Annotated in this window: 21 protein-coding genes; 16 read left to right on the top strand and 5 right to left on the bottom strand. The window is 32.6% G+C overall.

The annotated features are described in order from the left end of the window. The first annotated feature begins 18 nt into the window (after nt 1-18). Nucleotides 19-1,815 carry a hypothetical protein gene (locus tag JS605_RS10120; RefSeq protein ID WP_203257606.1) on the top strand — a complete coding sequence of 599 codons (1,797 nt, stop codon included), beginning with the start codon at nt 19-21 and terminating at the stop codon, nt 1,813-1,815. Nucleotides 1,816-2,291: 476 nt separating this feature from the next. Continuing rightward, nucleotides 2,292-2,702 carry a hypothetical protein gene (locus JS605_RS10115; RefSeq protein ID WP_203257605.1) on the top strand — a complete coding sequence of 137 codons (411 nt, stop codon included), beginning with the start codon at nt 2,292-2,294 and terminating at the stop codon, nt 2,700-2,702. 351 nt (nt 2,703-3,053) lie between these two features. Here JS605_RS10115 and JS605_RS10110 read toward each other — a convergent pair whose 3' ends face one another. Further along, the gene (locus JS605_RS10110; protein ID WP_203257604.1) at nt 3,054-4,106 is read right to left on the bottom strand and encodes an IS110 family RNA-guided transposase; all 1,053 of its coding nucleotides are present in this window, start codon (nt 4,104-4,106) and stop codon (nt 3,054-3,056) included. Between the two features lie 205 nt (nt 4,107-4,311). On the opposite strand from JS605_RS10110, the gene JS605_RS10105 reads away from it, so the two are divergent. From JS605_RS10105 to JS605_RS10050, 12 genes are all read left to right on the top strand, one after another. Then, nucleotides 4,312-4,983, top strand: a complete 672-nt coding sequence (locus JS605_RS10105) for a DUF6796 family protein (protein ID WP_203257603.1) — start codon at nt 4,312-4,314, stop codon at nt 4,981-4,983. Between the two features lie 153 nt (nt 4,984-5,136). Next, nucleotides 5,137-5,700, top strand: coding sequence for a nucleotidyltransferase family protein (locus JS605_RS10100; protein ID WP_203257602.1), 564 nt, complete (start codon nt 5,137-5,139; stop codon nt 5,698-5,700). A gap of 122 nt (nt 5,701-5,822) precedes the next feature. Beyond that, on the top strand, nt 5,823-6,302 hold the full coding sequence (locus JS605_RS10095; protein WP_203257601.1) for a hypothetical protein: 480 nt from the start codon (nt 5,823-5,825) through the stop codon (nt 6,300-6,302). Nucleotides 6,303-6,454: 152 nt separating this feature from the next. After that, entirely contained in the window at nt 6,455-7,303 is an 849-nt protein-coding gene (locus JS605_RS10090; protein ID WP_203257600.1) for a hypothetical protein, read from the top strand. Between the two features lie 592 nt (nt 7,304-7,895). Then, nucleotides 7,896-8,285: a hypothetical protein gene (locus JS605_RS10085; protein ID WP_203257599.1), complete on the top strand. Its 390-nt coding sequence runs from the start codon at nt 7,896-7,898 to the stop codon at nt 8,283-8,285. 7 nt (nt 8,286-8,292) lie between these two features. Further along, a complete protein-coding gene (locus JS605_RS10080; RefSeq protein ID WP_203257598.1) occupies nt 8,293-8,679 on the top strand; it encodes a hypothetical protein in 387 nt (128 codons plus the stop codon). Nucleotides 8,680-9,182: 503 nt separating this feature from the next. Continuing rightward, nucleotides 9,183-9,623 carry a cbb3-type cytochrome c oxidase subunit I gene (locus tag JS605_RS10075; protein ID WP_203257597.1) on the top strand — a complete coding sequence of 147 codons (441 nt, stop codon included), beginning with the start codon at nt 9,183-9,185 and terminating at the stop codon, nt 9,621-9,623. A gap of 167 nt (nt 9,624-9,790) precedes the next feature. Further along, nucleotides 9,791-10,618, top strand: a complete 828-nt coding sequence (locus JS605_RS10070) for a LytR/AlgR family response regulator transcription factor (protein WP_203257596.1) — start codon at nt 9,791-9,793, stop codon at nt 10,616-10,618. A 115-nt stretch (nt 10,619-10,733) separates the two neighbouring features. Next, on the top strand, nt 10,734-11,387 hold the full coding sequence (locus JS605_RS10065; protein WP_203257595.1) for a CPBP family intramembrane glutamic endopeptidase: 654 nt from the start codon (nt 10,734-10,736) through the stop codon (nt 11,385-11,387). 272 nt (nt 11,388-11,659) lie between these two features. After that, nucleotides 11,660-12,151, top strand: a complete 492-nt coding sequence (locus tag JS605_RS10060; RefSeq protein WP_203257594.1) for an RNA polymerase sigma factor — start codon at nt 11,660-11,662, stop codon at nt 12,149-12,151. Continuing rightward, entirely contained in the window at nt 12,135-12,791 is a 657-nt protein-coding gene (locus JS605_RS10055) for a hypothetical protein (protein ID WP_203257593.1), read from the top strand. The genes JS605_RS10060 and JS605_RS10055 overlap by 17 nt, the downstream gene beginning before the upstream one ends. Nucleotides 12,792-12,845: 54 nt before the next feature. Continuing rightward, nucleotides 12,846-13,310: a hypothetical protein gene (locus tag JS605_RS10050; RefSeq protein ID WP_203257592.1), complete on the top strand. Its 465-nt coding sequence runs from the start codon at nt 12,846-12,848 to the stop codon at nt 13,308-13,310. Nucleotides 13,311-13,560: 250 nt separating this feature from the next. Here JS605_RS10050 and JS605_RS10045 read toward each other — a convergent pair whose 3' ends face one another. The 4 genes from JS605_RS10045 to JS605_RS10030 all read right to left on the bottom strand — a co-directional run bounded on the left by JS605_RS10045 (nt 13,561) and on the right by JS605_RS10030 (nt 19,039). Continuing rightward, on the bottom strand, nt 13,561-16,266 hold the full coding sequence (locus JS605_RS10045; RefSeq protein WP_203257591.1) for a carboxypeptidase regulatory-like domain-containing protein: 2,706 nt from the start codon (nt 16,264-16,266) through the stop codon (nt 13,561-13,563). Nucleotides 16,267-16,287: 21 nt separating this feature from the next. Then, entirely contained in the window at nt 16,288-17,154 is an 867-nt protein-coding gene (locus JS605_RS10040; RefSeq protein ID WP_203257590.1) for a GLPGLI family protein, read from the bottom strand. 118 nt (nt 17,155-17,272) lie between these two features. Further along, complete coding sequence (locus JS605_RS10035; protein WP_203257589.1) at nt 17,273-18,115, bottom strand: GLPGLI family protein; 843 nt, start codon at nt 18,113-18,115, stop codon at nt 17,273-17,275. A 99-nt stretch (nt 18,116-18,214) separates the two neighbouring features. Beyond that, a complete protein-coding gene (locus JS605_RS10030; protein ID WP_203257588.1) occupies nt 18,215-19,039 on the bottom strand; it encodes a GLPGLI family protein in 825 nt (274 codons plus the stop codon). A gap of 162 nt (nt 19,040-19,201) precedes the next feature. Here JS605_RS10030 and JS605_RS10025 point away from each other — a divergent pair, with 162 nt between their 5' ends. Continuing rightward, the gene (locus JS605_RS10025) at nt 19,202-20,755 is read left to right on the top strand and encodes a sensor histidine kinase (RefSeq protein WP_203257587.1); all 1,554 of its coding nucleotides are present in this window, start codon (nt 19,202-19,204) and stop codon (nt 20,753-20,755) included. Continuing rightward, on the top strand, nt 20,748-21,431 hold the full coding sequence (locus tag JS605_RS10020) for a response regulator transcription factor (protein ID WP_203257586.1): 684 nt from the start codon (nt 20,748-20,750) through the stop codon (nt 21,429-21,431). Before JS605_RS10025 ends, JS605_RS10020 begins: the two co-directional genes overlap by 8 nt. Nucleotides 21,432-21,461 lie beyond the last annotated feature (30 nt).

Below are 21,461 nucleotides of genomic sequence, written 5' to 3'. Positions count from 1 at the left end.
CCTACTAATAAAGTAATTATGAAACTTAAACTTATTTTTACACTATTCCTTTTTGGAATTTTTTTGTCGTGCGATAAAGACAGTATTTCAAACGACGACCAACAAGATGATACACCATCAAACTTTAGCGAAAATTTTGGTAGTGAAATTACCCGATCGTTCCTAGGCAACGTAATGGACAGCAACGGAAACCCACTACAAGATGTTACCATTACTATTGGTACAGACCAAACACAAACCGATGAAAATGGGGTGTTTTATATTGAAAATGCCAAGGCAAACCAACGCTTTGCATATATTAAAGCTGAAAAAACAGGCTATATACATGGCTCTAGATCTTTAGTACCATCCAACGGTGTTAATAAAGTATCTATCATGCTTTTAGAAGAAACAGTGGCTGGCTCAACTACCAGTGGCACTGAAAAAACCATTTCTATAGCAAACGGTGCTTCCGTGAGTTTAAAAGGAGATTACATCAAGGAAGATGGCACGCCTTATTCAGGAAGTTTAGATGTTATCATCCATCATTTAGATCCCACAGACGAGAATGTTACCTTACAGATGCCAGGAATGCTTTATGCTGAAAACGAAGCCAACCAAGAACGTATGCTACAAACTTTAGGCATGTTGGCAGTAGAATTAAGAGGTGCTACTGGTGAGGATTTAAACTTAAGCAAGGACAGCTCCGCAGAAATTAAAATTCCTGTTGATGCTAGCTTATTATCTATAGCACCTAGCACCATTCCGCTTTGGTATTTTAACGAAGCCAAAGGGTATTGGATTGAAGAAGGAGAAGCTACTTTAGTGGGTAGTAATTACATCGGAACCGTTAAGCACTTTTCGTTTTGGAACTGCGATATACCAGCAGAAGCCGTAAACCTATGTGTTACTGTAACAAATGAAGACAACACGCCTTTTGCCAACACTAGGGTAACTATAACAAGTAACACCTATGGTACACGTACCGGCTATACCAATGAGTTAGGAGAAGTATGTGGATTAGTACCTAGCGGAGAAACTCTAGAAATTAACATCTATGATTTTGCAATTTGTGGTGCAAATAGTATCTACTCTGCAATGATTGGCCCTTATACTACAGATGACAGTATTGCTGTAGTGGTTGAACAAAACTCAGATATTATAGAAGAAGCAGTATTTGGTACATTTGCCGATTGTAACGAAAACCCTATTACTGAAGGTTATGTGATATTAACCTACGGAGCGCAAACCTTCTATGATACCGTGATAGATGGTGCTTTTGAAATTAACTTGTTGCGTTGTACTTCATCTGATAGCTTTTCAATTGAAGCAATAGACACCAGTAATTTACAAACTACCGGGGCAATAAACTATACTTTTAATGATACTGAAACCAATTTAGGAAACCTACTTTCCTGTAATACTATTGCTGAATTTATTCAGTATACTATTGATGATACTGATGAATTATTGATAACCACAAATATCCAAGCTAGCTTTATGGCTACAGGTGGTAACATAAACAACAGTTTAAGCATTTCTGCAGAAAGAGAGAGCTCCGGTAACACCAATGGTTGTTTTTACTTATTTGGTGTTTTAAATGATGCACCGCACACTGGCACTTATGACAATTTAAATTTTGACAATGAAAATGATACTGGTATAAATATTTCTGAATGTCTTGGTATATCTGGGGATAATAATACTATTATTTATAACGTAACAGCCTTGGGAGCAGTAGATGAATATATTGATATTAACTTTAGTGGTAGTTATGAAGATTTTAACGGTAACCCACATACCATTACAGGTGTAATCCATGTATTGAGAGATTAGAATAATGAATCCATTGACTAGTCCTAAAAAGACCACTTTAAACGGTGGTCTTTTTGTTTTCAATCATTTTAAGCGTGTGTAAATTTACCTTTAACTTGCTCCTTGCCCATTTTTATAAAACATGACAACTCTATTTTTATGTTAGTTATAATAATTGCTTATTCTCGCCTTCTTAAAAAAACGTATTAATTTTTGGTTTATTCCATTTGTTATTTAAAATTTCTTTTACGGCAATCTTAAGTGCTACATGATGTTAGCAAGTAGTATAAAAATTCACAAAACAACAGTTAAATACAAGTATTTACATACGTGTATTTTGTATATCAAGTTTATAAAAAAAGTGAATTTGATATACAAAATGCATGACTATAAAAAAGCATTTTTCTTAGTGTTTGCAGATGTTATGTGAATTTTATTACTATTTTTATGCATGTGCAAAACTTGCATATATATACTAGTTAGCCACAATTTAAAAAATGACGTTTCCAATAATAAACATATCGACTGAAAAATGGAATGATGATGATATTCTTGACTATATTCTATTTAGCAATCTGATATATACAGACAAAAAATCAATTTTTGACAAGTATTATCGTAACAAAATGTTTTGTGATTGTAATGGAAAAGTTTTTAGAGTTAATGGTCTTGAAAAACCGAAAGAAAAATGGCGGAATTGGTTAAAATTTCTACCTGGAATTTATAAATGTAAGATTAAATTTGAACCGACTCAAAAGGAAATGACTGTTAACGAATTGCGAAATCATTTTTTAAATGGAATTTCAGACTTAACAAAGAATGACTATACAGAAAAATGGATTTTGGACATAAAAAACGCTGAAAATCATTCGGAATTAATAAATGGAAAACAAAAAAACAGTGGCTAACAATGTATCCTATGAAAAGCCATTGTTTAAGCAAGTACCTTAGATGAGTTTAAATTTACTATTTTATTTTTAATTATATCATAATGCTAATGTGGTGTTGGAATGTTGGCTAACGCGCAGCGTTATCAACATTACAATGCCTTTTTATATAACTCGCTCAGCATCCTATATGTAATCAGCTTTCTTAAGCCGTTACCAGCATCTGTATGATTATGAGTTATTAAACCTGATCACTTGCTAACCGATGTGGTCGATTTTGAAAACCGCCACCTACATTGTTCTGTGTTTCAGGTTTTTATCTTTTTGAGCTTAGTTATCTTGTTAATTATTGTTCTCTTTGCAAAAGCGTTATTACTCTATTACTCCTATTTCATAAGGTATTTCTGTTTTTATTACTGCCAAGGTGCGGCTCAATAGTTTTCTGGCAATCTTAACAATTATTGATTTTACGTTCTTGCCCTGATGCTTGCGGTAATATGCCTGCATCACAGGATCTGCACGTATCGCTTGCCAACTTGCTTCTATAAAATAGCTGCGCATCAACCTATGAGCACGCATACTTACTCCTGTATGTCTTAAGTTATCCCCACTTTGATGAATCCCCGGACACAAGCCTACATAGCCCGCTAGATGTTTTATACTTGTGAAACGGCGTAGGTCGCCTAGCTCACTGAGTATACCGCTGGCTACTATGGCCCCTATACCTGGTATGCTGCGCAATAGCATATAGTCTTTCTTGTAATATTGCTTTGTATATTTACGAAGCGCTGTTGACACAGCCCTAAATTCCTGATCTATAAACCGAAAGCTGCGCATCCTGCTTTGTAATGCTTCATCTCCTGTTACGTATTCAAAACGCAATTCGTCCAACCAATTTCTAAAATCATGGCTCCAATGATCGTTATCGTACTCCTCTGGAATCTTGACACCGTAGTACAATAACTGCATCTTGATATAACTCTTTATTTGACGCATATCCTTGACCAAATCGTTGCGACGTCTAAATAGACTGCGCAACTGCTCGCGCTTTCGATCGGGTACCTCTATACTCTCAAGCCTGCCATCTTTCAGCTCTCTGGCTATCAACTGTGCATCTATCCTATCTGTTTTTGTATACCGCTCTTTGCCCTTTCTAAAAATATCAGCAGGATTTACTACCAGACTGTGCCATCCGTAACCCCTAAATGCACGATGCGCTCTATATCCGCAACAGCCCGCCTCATAGGCACAACTCACTTGGTAATTCTTAAAATGTTTATCTACATAGGACTTCAATAAGTAAGGCTCTGGAGGCATTGAAAACGTTTTGCCTGCAAATAAATCACTCGAACAGTGAACTTTCCAACTTCGCTTGTGTATGTCAATACCAATGTATAATTTAGGGGTAGCAGTTTGTCGTTCCATATCTCTATTTTTTTTTATCATCTTAAAGATACTCGATAGACTGCTTTTACATAGATGCTAACCGCAATTACGGCGGATTCGACTACGTCCGAATCCATTCGGAATTGCTAACGTCAGTGCTTATCCGAAAATAATCGCTAATTTAACCCGTAACTGACGGTTATACGAGACCGTTGTATGCAATGCCGAAAAACACCAGTAATCAATGAAAATTAGCCAATTTTGGATTAGAGTTTTTGGAATTTTTGGAATATTAGGTGGATTGACTTTATTTGCTGGAGATATGCTTTTATATTATGACCCAGTCAATATGAATTTAAAGCGGAATATGGGAAATGCATCTGACTTTAGAATTATTGCAAGTGGAGTCTGTGCATTATTTGCGACTTGGTTTTATATGCTCGGATTAGGTCAAGTTTATTACGCATTTAAACCGACAAAACCGATTTATAGAAATGGTGTTTTGATTTTTTTCGGAAGTATATTAATAGCGTTTGGAATAGTTCACGGAGCTTTTCTCGCTATTGCAACATCCGCAAAATTAGCGACTGAATATAATCTTGACATAAACAATGCAGTTTCGCTCTCTGAAAAAATAAACGGAATTTTGAGGTTATTTGTTTATCCGATTGTTGGAATTTTGTCCATTCTTTTTATTAGCCAAGTTTGGAAAAGAAAAACTTTATATCCGAAATGGATTATCATTTTTTTTCCGCTAATTCCATTTTTAATTGAGGATTTAATCACAAAGTATTTACCTGACAACATTTGGATTATCATAAAAGGAGGTTACTTAAATATAATTTTGGTTATCTTTTTTACTGCATCGACAATTGCATTGTGGAATAGTAGAAAATCTGAAATAATTAGTGAATAAAGCACAGCATACAACATTGTAAAAATAATGCGTAAGTTTATTCCTAAATCAAAAGGTTAGTGCGTATTTGGTCACTCTGATTTTCCTGCGGAAAATCCTCGGACACAAAACCGCACTATTCTTATACGTAACCGTTGTAGCCAATTACCCAAAATGCCTGAAGAGCTAGGAAATAAACTAATCGATATTATTGAAAGAGATAAATGGATGACTAATATTTTGAAAATAGTCAGAGATTTAAACTTAAAAGATTGTTGGATTGGAGCTGGTTTTGTTAGAAATAAAGTTTGGGACGAAAAACACGGGAAAGACAAAACTGAACTTAATGATATTGACGTAATATATTTTGACAAATCAAATTTGACCAAAAAGTTTGACTTAGAAATAGAGAGCAGGCTGAGAAATCTGAATCCTAAACTAAATTGGTCTGTTAAGAATCAAGCAAGGATGCATATTAGAAACGGTCACAAACAATATACTGATTGTAATAAAGCTATTTCCTTTTGGCCTGAAACAGCTACCTCAATAGCTGTAAGATTGAATTTCAAAAACAAGATTGAGTATATAGCACCTTATGGATTAGAAGATTTATTTAACCTTTTAGTTGTACCAACACCGAGGTTTGATTTGACCATTTACAAGAATAGGATTGAAAAGAAAAACTGGAAGGAAAAATGGAACGAATTAGAAATAAAAACTGGCTACAACAAAGTATAAATTTTATTGCTAGCTAATAGCTTACTTGCGAAAGTTCTCACGAACTTTCTAATCAGTAATAATTTGGTTACTTTTAGCTTGAAAACACGCAACAAACTTTATACAGAGCCGTTGTAGCTAATATGAAAAAACATTTCTGGAAAATATTGAGTGTGATTTTGATTTTATATTTTGGATTTGGAATATTTAAGAAGTATCATCCTACCTTTTATGGAACTTCATTTAACGACGAGCGAATTGAAATCGGACTTGTTCCAATTGATTCGAATTTAGTTACGACAAGTAAAAATACCAGTGTTTATCAAACTTGGAAAAATGAAAGCACTAATATTCCCAGATTTTACGCTAAATACGCATCCTTTGACAAATGGAATAAAGGAATTGAAATGGAAAATGATAATTATGTTGTAATAGTCGATTCCTTAAAAACGATAATTTCAATTAATTACAACTTCGAAACCGAAAAATTCAATTATGCTCTGAAAGAATACGATAGACCCAAAAACACTGTTGATTTATATGGTCATTCAGGAAAGATAATTAGAGATTTGAACAGAGCTGAAACAAAAGAAATATTAAATAACAACGGAATTAAATACTAGCTACAACAACGACTCCTATAGTTCATTACGGCTGAAATTCCTACTCGGAATTTCAGGCCTTTTTGCTAAATTTATGGTTACGGCGGAATGATACTCGCGTACCATTGCGTAACGCAACCATAGACAAAACCGTTACACGCATACCAAACTTTATGGAAAATCAATTAATAACATTTTTCCTTACTGTAGTAACAGCAGTAATTTCTGCTATTATAACCTATGTGGTTTCAATAAGAACTAGTCTAAGAAGCAAAGAAATAGAAATCAGAAAGGAACAAGAATTTAAATATTTTTTTCCTCTAAAATTCAGTGCTGATGAGTTATATCACCGATTAGCTCATATTGAAAAAAAAATCTTTGAAAAGAAAGACATAAATATACAACTACCTCAAACTATAGAAGGGAAGAGTTTAGAATGGTATTTTCTTGATTGGGAAAATCCTGAAAAACCAGAAATAGGAGCTGGTGGATACTTTTTAATAACCACCATATTTATGCATGCTCAATTGTACAATAGAATTAATCAATTACTAAAAGTGTATCCTTTCTTAAAGGTAAGACTCAGAACCACATTGCGAAATAAAATAGAAAATAACAAAAATGAACTAACACGCTGTCTTGAGGATGTGATCAATGATGAGCATACAGTGGGCTGGACAAAAGTTTCTGATGTAATGAATCTATCTGGAGAAATTCCAATAGAAGAATTAATAAAATTTATAAGACTATCAGCTGTTATGAAAGGTGGAATCCCGTACGGTTTACAAACTGCATTTGGCGAATTCTTAGAAAAAAATGATAGTAAAGAAAATTCTCAAATTAACTATGAAGATTTCGCAAGAATTCTTATGGATAAAGAAAATAGAGTAAAGTTTTTACCATTGATTAATTTTTACACGGGACTAGTTGATGACCAGTTTTCCGTTGACTCTTCTAAATTAACTAAGATAAGGGCTTTAATGTTAAGTCTCTTAATGTTCAGAGATGCAGAATTGATTTAAGCACAACAAAGTACAAACCTTATTGCTAGCTTTTAGCGGACTTTTTAGTCAGTAATATTTGCTTACTTTTAAAGTGAAAACAACGCAACAAGACTCATACAGAGCCGTTGCGCGTCTCTCAGAAAATCCACCGAACGATAAATGGACTACCAAACATTCGAAGCACATTCTGACCTAAAATCGCTTGTTAGTTGCTATTGGACTTTGGAAGTGCCTCAATCAATTCAATCCAAAAAGACAACTTATCAAAACGTAGATAACTCGAAAAAGACTTTAAATAGTTCACAGGAATACACCCTAAAGAATTTATTAATCGCGAAAAATTAGCGCTTTCCGCCCTTTGTTACAAATAGTTTTAAGATGTCGCATTTTTACAATTTCAAGCGACTTTCTACTGCTAATTTTGTTCCGTCAGCAATAGACATAAATGAAAAGAAAAATATTTAACACAATTGCCAAATTGAAAAAGAGCGAACGCAGCATTGTGTATAACTCATTGTTAAAAAAGGCTTAACCACGCAACGAAATCATACACTTTACCGTTGGCTACAATTAGTAAAAGAAATTAAGTATAAATAGTAGAATTATGAGAATGAAAAGTATTTTTTTAGCGCTATTGTTTTTATTGCCTTTTAGTATGTTTTCACAACAAGTGGAATACATAGAAACCAAAGGAATAATAAAAAACATAGAAAAGAAAAGGTCGGGAAAAACAATTAAAGAAATAGCAACCGTATCTTTTGCAACACAGCAAGGCGACACCATTGAAACGGTTGTAGAACTCGAACGACTTCCGTTTTTGGGAAGTTTTAAATCTGTTGGAGATGGACTTACCATTAATTATAACAAAGAAAACCCTGCGTTGGCAAAAACAAATGTGGGTAATTTTATTTCAAAATATGGAATGTATATTCTTATCGCTTTAGGAATTATTTATTCAGCAAAAACGTATATAAGAGCAAGAAAAAAACAATATAATTAATAATAGTATGGAACAATTAATATCAGTAAAACCAGAGTATGCTTCTTTGGAAAAAATAGAGGAGTTTATAAAAAAAGAAACTTCATTTGAAGCTAAAAAGGAATATGATAGTTGGGAAGTGCGAACCGATGCCAACGGACAGATGGAAAAATGCGTAATTGTTAAAAAAAGTAATATGCACGGGGCAAAAATACATTTCACAAAAGATAATAAAATGAAAGTTAGCTATATTATACCTAACAAAATAATGAATACTTATTTTGGAAAAAGTCAAAAAAAATATCAAAATATTATTGAAGTTATTACTGGAAAAATAAAAGATTTAATTCTTGCAGGTTCGCAAAAAACAGCTTTTGAAGAAATGACACAATCTTTCAGCAAAATATCAATCTAAACTAAAATAGAAATGAATAAAAACTATTGCTAACAATGTATCCGCAATTACGGCGGATTCGACTACCCTTCGACTGCGCTCAGGGCTGGCTGAATCTACTAGGAATTGCTAAGGTCAGTGCTAAATCGAAAATTAACGCATATTACAACCCGTTAAACCCAAAGACCGTTTTAGTTCGCCTTTTTTCTTCTGTTAATTTAATAATTCAAAGTAAAGAAGACCGTTGGGCAACATTTAGACCATTCGATGACTAATTCACAATCGGAAAAGATTTATAAATAAAAAATAAAGTAACAGCTAGTATTAGAAAGAAAGTCAAAAGAAGATTATATACAACCTGTTTTAAACCATTAGAAAAAGACCAAAAATCTCTAGATTTAATCCCTCTGACAAACAACATTAGGTTAATAAACACAAAACGGATGACCATTCCAATAAAAGCAAATAACAGAATTAAGAATGGATTTCTAGGATAATTTTCTAACATTTATCAAATATAACGATTGAAATTTCTGATTGAAAAACCACATATAATTTATTTACTCGCTATTCCAACTACAATGGTAATTGGAATTTTGAGTGGAGACACAGCATGGGACATTAATGTTCACGATGCTTATTATGTGATTGCCCATTTGCATTTAGCAATACTGATTTCAATACTTTTTGGAATAATCGGAATTGGATATTGGATTATGCAAAAAACAGGCAGAAAATTATCAAAATGGTTAAATGGGACTCATATTGGACTAACTTTTGGCGGAATTATACTTATCTGGGTTTTGACCAAATTTTATCGGACCGAAATTATGGAATATGAATTCAATAATAATCTGACTTTAATCATCAATATGATAATTTTGCTTATGATTATTGGACAACTCATTTTTCCGATTAACATAATTTACGGGCTAATAAAAAAGAAAAATAAAACCAGTGGCTAACTTAAGATGGCTATCATTCATTGCGGTTGAATTCCTAATCGGAATTCATTGCAATTTGCTATCTTTCGGTTACGGCGGAAAATCATAGCTTATTTTCCGCAACGATCCCTATACAGTGGACGTTATGCATAAGCTTGAAAAATCCAGACAATAGTTTATTTTTTTTGATGAAAACAACATTTACATTTTTAAAACAGAAAATGAATTTTTCAAACTTCTGGTTTAGAAATGGGAGCATCATTGTATTGATCTCTATTTTAGTGAACCATCTTTTTGAACCAAAAAATTTTCCGTTCAATAAAGATTATGAATTTCCTTTATTTCCTATTATTGTTTCAATTATTACAGGGTTTCTTGTAATTCTTATCGCAAGTATTAATTTCAATCACTTCAAAAAGAAACACTTTACCGAAAAAATCAACAAAAAATTATTATCACGATTCCTATTATCAACTTTAGGTTACATTACATTGCTATATCTTATTTTGTATTATGGTTTAAACGGTCTAATTAATGGAATTCAATCATTCAGTATTTACCACCTATTAAAAGGACTTTCAATTTCCCTATTAATATGTACTATTGCAATTGTTCTTTTATTCTCAATTGATGTATACAGACTTTACAAGACACTTGCGATTCAAGGTGTCCTTAAAGTTAAACAAGGAGGAAAAATAACATTAGTTAATTATTCTGAAATTTCCTTTATCTATAGTGAAAACAAAGTGGTATATATTGTTAAAACAGATGGGACAACAATTATTTCAGACTTTACTTTAAATGAAGTTGAAAGTAAAATTAATAAACAAAGCTTTTATAGAGCAAATAGACAAACTATTCTTCATTACAATGCTATTGAACAGGTTAAATCCATAGAAAACGGCAAACTATCTATACAACTTAAACCCATTTTTACTACTAAAAAAAGCTTTCAAATAAATATTAGTAGATATAAAAAACAAGAATTTATGAACTGGTTTAAAGACAAGCTGTAAACACAATGATTATTCAGCTATTATTTTGATACCATTCAGTTAAAATGAGTGGTATACAGCCCATTTTTTCGCTTTATAACATTTACTTCGTATTGAAATTAAAAACGATAAAAAAATGAATAAAGCTTTTTTAACTACGAAATTAACACCAATAATTGCCATCCTTATTTGTTACGTTTTATACCTAACAGGTTATTTCCAAATGATATTTGCTGCATTAATAGTATTAATAGCAAGTGCAATAGAGCACAGGAAAAAACTTTTTAGTGCTTTAGGTTTTCAGCGTAAAAATATAAATGTAAAAAGTCTTTTAGTTTATGCGCTGCTATTAGGCATAACAATCTTCTTATGCTACGGATACATAATGATACCAGGTGTTACTAATCTCACAGGAGTACCTATGGACTTTTCGGTATTTGAACAATTTAAAGGGAACCTATCTGCATCACTTAGTCTGTTAGTTTTTATTTGGATTTCAGCAGCATTTGGAGAAGAAATTGTATTTAGAGGGTATTTAATGAGACAGTTCACTAAGTTCTTTGGGACAAGTAAAATAAGCTTGGCAATTAATATTCTTCTTTTTGGATTTCTTTTCGGCCTTATACATTCATATCAAGGAATTAGTGGGCAGATTTTATCGGGTATTATAGGTATGCTTTTGGCTTTTATTTTTCATATTAGAAAGAATGATTTATGGTTCAATATTGCTCTTCACGGATTTATTGACACTTTTGCAGTCGTATATATGTATAATGGTTGGGCTTTATAATTTAAACTAGGAAGCCTATGTGTAACACTTATAACCGCAATTACGACGGATGCGATTACTCTTCGACTGCGCTCTGGGCTGGCTGAATCCATTCAGAATTACTAACGCCTATGCTAAACCGAAAATTAACTTATATTAACCCGTAGTCATATTTCAGGACTGGATATATTCTAAAATCATCATTTCTCAACCGTAAAACGGTTTCAATTAAAAAAATATCTAGTAAAGTGTGACAATTTGTAATTTTTAATACTAATTAAGTAAAAACCATTTTGGGTAAGAATTTCTATAAGACGTCAATTTTACCTTTTGCTACAATCATTATAAAGATTTGTAAGGCATACACCTATTCAGAAGAAGATTTTGAGGACTACTATCAAGAAGTTTGTCTGCAAATCTGGAAAAGCAGAAATAGCTTTTCAAAACAAGCAAAATGGTCAACTTGGGTTTATAAGGTATCCCTCAACACCTGTATAACATTACTGAAGAAGAAAAAGAACAATGAGCACCTTTTTGTTTCGGATTTCAACTCTCTCGATATCAACGAAAAAAATCAAACCTTTAGTGACGAAGCACTTAACGCGCTTTACAATGCTATTAAACTTCTCTCTGAAGTAGATAGAGCAGTAATTCTTCTTTACTTAGAAGAGAAACCATACAAAGAAATCGCTAAAATAATTGGAACCTCACCCAGCAATATCAGTACACGAGTAAACCGAATAAAACAACGCTTAAAAAAAATATTAAATGGAAAAGTCAATTGAAACAATTTGGAAAGAAGGTTTTTTAAACAGCGAACCAATTGCTACACCTAGTATGAATGACCTGTATAATAGAAAATCAATTCACGCCATTGACTCATATGTACGAAGGTTTAAAATTAATGTTCAGTTAATTTTTATAGCATCTCTGGTCATTTTGGGCATATCATTTCTTATTGGATTGCCAATAATGGGAGTTTCTATGTTTTTAATCTTCAATCTAATGGTAGTTGTGGATAAAATTCTATTGAAAAAACAAAAGCGACTTGAAAAAGGAGTTAACTGTTATGAACACCTTACATTATTTTTAGAATGGATGGACCTTAAAACCAAATGGAACATCTACGTGGCTAGAATTATGTATCCTGTGATGCTTATTTCTATGTTTTTAGGATATTGGTTTCTAGAGGTAAATGGAATTACAATAGGCAATAGACTTACGCAAAGATTATTACAGGTTTATCCAGAAATGAATTTTGTATTTGGGGTTCCGTTTTTGGGATTGCTTGGTCTCTTAATAATAGCAAGTATATCAGTGTTTTTTGCCGAAAAACTCTACAAATGGGATTTAAACATGGGATACGGAACATTATTAAGAAAATTAGAGGAAATTAAAAGCGAAATGGAAGAATTAAGAAAATAACCCCATAAAACGTAAAGAAACAGATACTACTTTATTGCAATTCCAAATAAAATTATGGAAATAAAAGACACATTGAATTTCTTCATGAATTTGAAAAGTAATTCTATTGAAAAATCTGAAATAAAACTCTATGACAAGTATATTGGAATTTTGTTGGATTTAAAAAATAGGAATTTAACTCAAAACCAAATTCAAACAATTGAATCTGAATTAGAAACCCTAAACTTAAAAACTGAATCTGTTAACAGAAACAAATATTTAAGTCAAAAACTACCTGAATTTAAAAAATTCTTGAAAGACAAATTCAATTTAGTATCTGAAGGTTATTACGCAGGAATTGGAACTGGAAACGGAATAGTTTTAGGCTCAATTTTCAGTTTACTATTATATTATGTATTAGGAATATATGCCATGTTGATAGGGGTTGTTGGCGGAATGCTTTTAGGGTCTTTTCTAGGTGGAATAAGAGATTCAAAAGCTAAAGAACAAGGACGAGTATTAATAGCAAAACCGGAATAAAAATACTAGCTACAACATCGGTAACCGTTGTACAAGCCCATAATTTTATAAAATCTAATAAATTCCTGACTCTTTTAAGAGCCTTTAGGTTTTAAGTGTATTTTATGGCCTAAAATTAGACCCCTTAAAATGCGACCTATACCATCGTAGTCCTACCTTGTATTACTAAATAAACCACTATAGATATAAAATTCATAGTTTTAAACTAAAGGAAGAAATTCTTTTTCTACGCTAGATTACACAATTGCCCCTAAATTTCATATCGTAGTCTAAACGTCACAAATCGTGGTTGTATAAAATATTCAGAAGCAAAAACAGAAACATTATTGTTACCGTTTTGTATTAGAGACGTTGCATTTAACAAGTTGGTAGCTTTGAGTGTGTATTCCCATTTTGCATCTTTATCTTTTCTATAGGATAAAGATGCATTCCAAATCTCAAACTCTTGCGGAGCACCATTAGGATTACTTTGGCGTGTATAGGAGTAATCTGTTAAAAAGGTAAACTTCTTCCAGATATAAGCATCAAACTCGATAGATGGCGCGTTGGTGGTAAACTTAGTAGTCCTCCCTCCTTGTTGGTTTCTGTTTACAGCATAACGATACGAAATCTCAAAATTTGGTGCTTCCCTAAAATTGGTTCTTAACTCGGGTGTGTAAGATTGTGTAAAATTCTCATTAATGGAACGCTCACCTTGTATAAACTGGTTAAACTTGCTATAGTTAAAACGTGTATTAATACTTGTCCTAAGCTTTCCAAAAGTGCGCTGAAAACGCCCAAAGGCGGTAACTGTTTCATCAGCAAACCCAGAATTAAAAAAGTTATTGGTTCGTACTACGCTTTCAAAATTAGAAATAGAGCGTATTTGGTCTACAGCATTACTATAATTTACTACTGCAAACACGTTAGTGTAATTAAACAGATTGAAACTACGGTAAATTAAACTTATATTATTAGTTAAGGCATTTTGTAACTCAGGATTACCCACCTGAATGCTGTTAAAACCGTTTAACACAATCCCACTTGCCAATCGCGTAACATCCGTAAACTGGTTACGCATGTTATACCTAAGCGTTAAACTTTCACTCTTTTTAAATTGCATACGTGTTTCAAAACTTGGTAACACCAACCCAAAATTATCCTGAAACTCTTGCCCAAATTGATCATTACCATATCTATACGCATGGGCCGAAACCCCAGGAGTAAATGTAAAAATCCCCGCTTTTAGCGTATATTTTACACCTAAATAATAATCGCTAAAGTTATATCTAATATTATTTTCATCTAAACCATTATTAAATGTTGGTGTTGGATCAAAACTGCTATCATTATCCAATAGTTGAAATAAATCTGAATTGAAATCCTGCCTACTTGTTGTTATGCCTAAAGTAAAGTTGATGTTGCTTTTATCATTTAGGATATTCCAATAATCTAATTTTGCATCGAGCTGATTGGTTTTAACACGTCTGGTTTGATTTACATTATAGCCTATTTGATCTGGATCTAACCCCAAAGCATCAGCCGTGTTTTCATAGTTATCCTTATCTTCTAAAATGGCATTGTAAAACGGATCTTCATCCTGCAATAAATGCTGTACTTCAAAAGCGAAAATATTGGTATCATTTAGCGTATAATAATAATTTAAATTTTGATTGATACTATAGGGCGTGTTATCCTCAAATTCATTAGTGTTTCCTATAACCGAAGAAAAGAAATTTTGTTCTTGGGATTCTTTGGTAACCCTGCCCAATACATCATAATCCATTTGATTATTAACATTAGGCTTACAGGATGCGCTTAACTTTAACAACCCAATATCAGAACGCTGTGATGTTAATTGGTCTGTATCCTCATCTGGAATCCCTAAATTTGGATTTGTATATTGCACAGATCGCTTTTGGCGGATATCTACTGTACTACTGTTAAAAATTCCAAAACCACTAATATCTAGTGCTTTGTTGGGCGAATAACTAAAATTACCAGAGGCTAGTGTATTCTCAATATTTTGTGCTCGGTTATTTTGGGTTGCCAAAAACCCTAAATCGTTATTCCCTAGGCTTAAACTGGTACCACTATCTCTATTGGGAGGTCTAAAACCTCCACCAAAACCTCTTAAATCGCGCCGTGTAAGTGCTGGTTCGCCTGTATTATTTAAATCTCCAATGAGATTTATACTGTATTTTGGACTATAATAAAACAATTTTGGCTGCACCAAATACAAGGCATCATCTGGAGCACTACCAGCTCCTGCAGTTACGTTACCAAACCAAAAATTCTTTTTACCTTCCTTTAACTTAATATTAATAGCATAGTTATCTTGATTATTAGTAACACTGCTGAGCTGCCCTACCTCAGCATAATTTTTTAAAACCTGAACTTTATCTACCGCATTTGATGGAATATTTTTGCTAGCGAGTTTAGAATCACCATCAAAAAAATCTTTTCCATCTACCATTACTTTAGAAACCCGTTGCCCTTCTACTTCAATTTGCCCATCATCATTTACCTCTACACCTGGAAGTTTTTCTAATATATCTTCAAGTTTTCGTTCTGTACCGTTTTTAAAAGAATCTGCATTATAAATTAGGGTATCACCACTAATGGTCACTGGCATTTCGTAGGTTAACTCTACAGCATCCAGTGCATTATCGGTGGTCATGCTTATAGTTTTATCAATGTTTTCTGTTGTTGTTTTTAAAATTTCTTCGTAAGTTTTCATTCCTATATAACTTACTTGTAATTTATACGTGGAATTTTTACTTAAATTTAAGATAAACTTACCTTTATCGTTAGTAATACCGTAAGACTCCAATGCGCTGGTTTCTTGGTTGATTGCTACAACATTTGCAAGTTCTAGTGGTGTACCAATACTATCTTTTACAACACCTTGAAGTTTAATTTGCGAATAGCCCATTGAAACTATAAAAACTAATATTATGGATAATTTTATTTGCATTATTCTATTGGTTAATTTGATTTAGCGCCTTCCGCCACCTCCGCGTTGTCCACCTCTTCTAAAGTTTTCTCGCATTTCTTGAAATTTTTTAGTAGCAATTTCAACATACGCTTCTTTTGTAATTTCTTTACCCTTAGTAGGCTGTTTAATATTTGCTTTATCTTCTGGGTTTAATACAATTTTAGAACATAAAATCGTAGTAGTATCGGTATTCACTTCTAAAATTAAACCTGGCAACCCCCAGTAATCTCCAGGGCCTTGATTTACTGGTATTTGCATGGTATACCATGCTATAACTTCTACATCTGGCTGCACTTCTTTATCCTTGGTTTCTTCTTTGGTTCCTTCATTATTATCGTTACTATTTGGTGGTCTTCTTAAAGCTGTAGCATCAAAATCCTGCCAAGTTTTAGTTGCCGTTGCTTTGTAACAGGTATAACCGCCTATTTGTTTTGTCTCACTAGTCATAGTCCATTTTAAATCTGGTAATTCGTCTTTAACTAAAAATAATTTTCCAAACAGCTCTAATTCTTGCAATACCATTTTTGTTTGTACATTCTTATATTTTTCGCCATCTATAGCTCCAGACATAATAGCTCCAAACCTACCATTACCTCCTTGCGTAGGTGCTTCAAGTTTCTCTTCTAATTTATAAACTGACTCTACCCTGTTAAACGCTAAAACAAAGTTTTTTTGGAACATATTTTTTAACCGATTTTCCATACGTTTTCGTTGTTCTTCGGTCATATTTGGTCGCCCAAAATTGCTCATATCTACTGAGGTTTTAGATGTATAATAGGCTTTACCCTGAAATTCTTGACTGTTTGAAAAAATAGTTGCAAATAGAGAAATAAATAAAATAAGACGCTTAAGTTTAATTGAAGTCATAATGAAATTTTAAGTTGATAGGCTGCTCTTGTTCAAAATCATGGTTTTGAACATTCATTAGACATCGTAAACACGACTTAGTTTAAATGTAAACTATTAAAGATATGTTAAAAATTAATCAAGATCGGTTATACCTTCTGCCTACTCTATTATCTCTAAACTCTTTCATCTTTTTAAAGATGATGTCTTTATATTCTTGTTTTGTAACTTCTGTACCTCTTTTAGGTGCCTCCACCTCTGCTTTTTCTTCTGGATTTATCACTATTTTAGAGCATAACATGGTTGTAGAGCCAGAACTTACTTCTAATATCAATCCTGGCAATCCCCAGAACTCTGAAGGCCCTTGACTTACAGGTATTTGTGGTGTATACCACGCTGTAACCTCAGTCATAGGTTCCTCGATATCTTTAGTCTCTTCACTGTTTTCCTCGTCAGTTTCTCCTTGTTCTTGTCTCAATTTACTCCATGAAAATTCCCAAAATGCCATTTTTGAATTTGGTATCATAGCTGTAGCCTTAAAACATGTATAGTTTCCTATTTTTTTTGTTTCAGTTCCCATTTTCCAATCTATTTGCAATAGTGCATCATTTACCAAAAACTTCTTCCCATAAAATTCTTGCTCTTGAATAAAAGCTTTTGTTTTTACATTTTTATATTGTTCTCCTGGTGTAAAGTTTTTTCCCCAAGAATCTGTTGCTCCAGACATTGCATCCAACTTCTCATACTCATCATAAACCGAAGCCTCTTTATTGAATGTAAGGATATACTTTTTCTCTAAACGATTTTTTAAACGTGCCGCAATTTGCTTTTTTTGAGCTTCACTCATTTTCGCACCCCAGCGTCCCAAGTTCATTTGAGCCTTATAAACATATTCTGCTCTTCCTTGAAACTCTTGAGCACTTGAAACAGAACTAACTAGGCTGAAACAAAAAACTAGAATGGATATGATAAATGCTTTCATAATGAGTGTTTTATATTGTTGTTTAACAAATATATAAAATTATTAAACAAAATTTGTTGTTATAACAAAACACTAACAGTTTAAGAAGCAGCTATCCTCCTAACCACTAACACTAATCATTACTCTCTTACCATCTTTTCCACCTCTATTAGTAGATCTAAACTGTTCTAATCTTTCCTCCCTTTTTGCCTCTTGTATACTATTAAATTCTTTTTGTGTTACAAGTTTTCCTTTTTTAGGTTCTGTTATTTCAACAGACTTCTCAGGGTTTATTACAATCTTAGTACAAACTAATGTTAACTTACCATCATTTACTTCTAAAATTAAACCTGGTAAGCCAAAATAATTTAAAGGCCCATTACTTACAGGGATTTGTGGTGTATACCACACAGTGGTTGTTCTTGGTTTGGTAACTTTAACAAATTGCCCCTCATTATTAATAGTTTTTGTTGTAATTTCATCTTTAAATATTGCTTTATAGCATGTATACGCTCCAATATTTTTGGTTTCGTTTATCAGTTCCCATTTTCTGTTGATTAAAGTATCTTTTATTAAAAAGCGCTTACCATAAATTTCAGTTTTACTGGTATATCGCTGCTCTTTTATATTTTTATACATGATATCATCCCCCTGTACTACTTTAATATTTATCCCTGAATTAGAAGGTTGAGGCACATCTAATTTCTGATTTTGTTTATAAATCGATTCGTATTTATTAAACTCTAAAGTATATTCTTTTTGAAACTGTTTTCTTAATTGTTCCTGAATACTTTTTTGTTGATCTGTACTTATTTTACTCTCATCCATTTTCAAGTCTACTTTTCGATGTGATTTATAGGTAGCAATACCTTGAAAATCTTGTGCATCTAGTTTTGAAATTACTAGCAGCACAACTGTAATAATAATATTTACTAAGGTTTTCATTGTTTTAATTTTAAAATTGATGATTGATTAAAAACACAACTGCAGTCGTTTTTTGATTGATGTGATACAAATATCTAAACCAAATTCTAAGAAAAAGGTTAACCAGTGTTAACGTGTGTTAACCGATTAGTTTTTAAGGGTTTTTACATTTACATTTGGAATATGAACGATAAAAGATATCAATATACACTATACATAATTGTTGCTGTAATTGTAGCCACTATCGGGATTCAAGGGTATTGGAATTACAAAAACTACCAATCAAATAAACAGCAATTGATTGCTGATGTGCAAACTAGCTTGGATAAAGCCGTAGATGATTATTATACCGAAATAGCTCAAAAAACAACACTTGGGTTAAGGTTTAATGATCATCATCAAAAAGATGTTCTTAAAAAAGGAGGCATCCTAGAAAACATTTCAAAATCCATAGATAAAAACTACAGCTCCTTTAAAGTTTTAGACTCTATACAACTAAATTCTATTGATGGCATTACCGTTATTAAAGGCTTAAATAAAGACTCTATACACTTTGAAGCCAAAGAAAAAAAGTTTCCGTTTTGGAAAAAGGACTCTACTGAAAAGCATCAACGATTACGTATCATTCAAGGTGATAGCTTACACTTTGAAAGGAATTTAGAGCTATTAACTTCAAAAGTATTTATCTCTATAAACAATGATACGCTTGACGTTAAGAAAGTGGATAGTCTTTTACAACTCAACTTTGCTTACAAGAAAATTGATTTAGATTATAGCCTAAACTACAACAAGACCAAAAAGCGATTTCCAGATTTTTTCAATTCAAAAGAAAATACTGAAAAAATAAAAACAGACACGATTGCTGTGCATCCTAAACTTTTAAGTGTGTCTTCAAAATCCACATTTTTACCAAAAGGCAGTACGTTAAGCGTATATTTTGAAAATGCCAACTGGGTCGCTTTTAAAAAAGGAACTAGTGCTATTTTGATTTCTATTTTATTGGTCTTGGCGGTTATTAGTTGCCTATTTTTTCTTTTAAAAGTTATAAAAGAACAAAAGCAATTGGCAGAAGTAAAAAACGATTTAATTAGCAACATTACCCATGAATTTAAAACACCTATTGCCACGATTGGTGTAGCACTAGAGAGTATTAGTAATTTTAATGTTATTGAAAACAAAGAGAAAACTAAACAGTATATAGACATGTCAACCGGCCAGCTATCAAAGCTAAACCTAATGGTAGAAAAACTATTGGAGACAGCCACTTTAGATAGTGAAGCGTTAAAATTCAACAAGGAAGCTATTAATGTTAATCAATTAGTAAACGTTTTAGTAAATAGATACAGAACGCAACATCAAAAAAAGACATTTCATTTAGATAGCACTGATAAACACCTGACCATACAAGCAGATTCTTTCCATTTTGAAAATGCCTTGAATAACATTCTGGATAATGCCGTTAAATATGGTGGAGATATGATTTCTGTTAGCATTAAAAAAATAAAACATAACATTGAGATCCAAATTTCAGATAACGGAAACACTTTAAAAAAGGAAAGTGCCCCACGTATTTTTGAAAAGTTCTATCGTGTACCCAAAGGCAATACCCACGATGTAAAAGGATATGGTATTGGCCTGTATTACACAAAAACCATAGTTAATAAGCACGATGGTAGCATTACTCTGGATTTAAGCAATAATTTAACCACCTTTAAAATTGTAATACCTAATGGCTAATACTACCAAACTGATATTGGCTGAAGATGAACCCGCTTTAGGACAAATTATAAAGGAAAGCCTAGAGACACGAGGCTTTAACGTTACTTTGTGCGAAGATGGAGAAAAGGCCTTTAACCAATACCATGTTGTAAAACCCGAACTTTTAGTACTAGATGTAATGATGCCCAAAAAAGATGGTTTTACTTTGGCAAAGGAAATAAGAGATATTGATGATACTATCCCCATTATATTTTTAACCGCTAAATCGCAAACTCAAGATGTGGTTGAAGGCTTTACCATTGGAGGTAACGATTATTTAAAAAAGCCTTTTAGCATGGAAGAGCTCATTGTACGTATCAATAATTTACTAAACAGGACTAAAGAACAAAAGGCTACCGAAATCATTAAAATAAGTGATTACACTTTTAATTTCCCCAAACAAACGCTTCAATACAAATTAGAAGATAAAATACCACTTACCCATCGCGAAGCACATTTATTATTCCACTTAGTTAAAAATCAAAATAAAGTGTTAGACCGTTCTTTAATTTTGAATAAACTCTGGGGGAATGATGACTTTTTTAGCGCCAGAAGTATGGATGTATTTATCACTAAACTGAGAAAAAAATTAAAAAAGGATAACAATATAGAGATTATCAACGTTCGTGGATATGGCTACAAACTAATTTGCTAAATATGGTTTGATTTTTGTATTTTTCAAACT

The organism is Hyunsoonleella ulvae (assembly GCF_016827605.1).
Taxonomy (GTDB): domain Bacteria; phylum Bacteroidota; class Bacteroidia; order Flavobacteriales; family Flavobacteriaceae; genus Jejuia; species Jejuia ulvae.
This window is presented reverse-complemented; position numbering and strand designations above follow the sequence as displayed.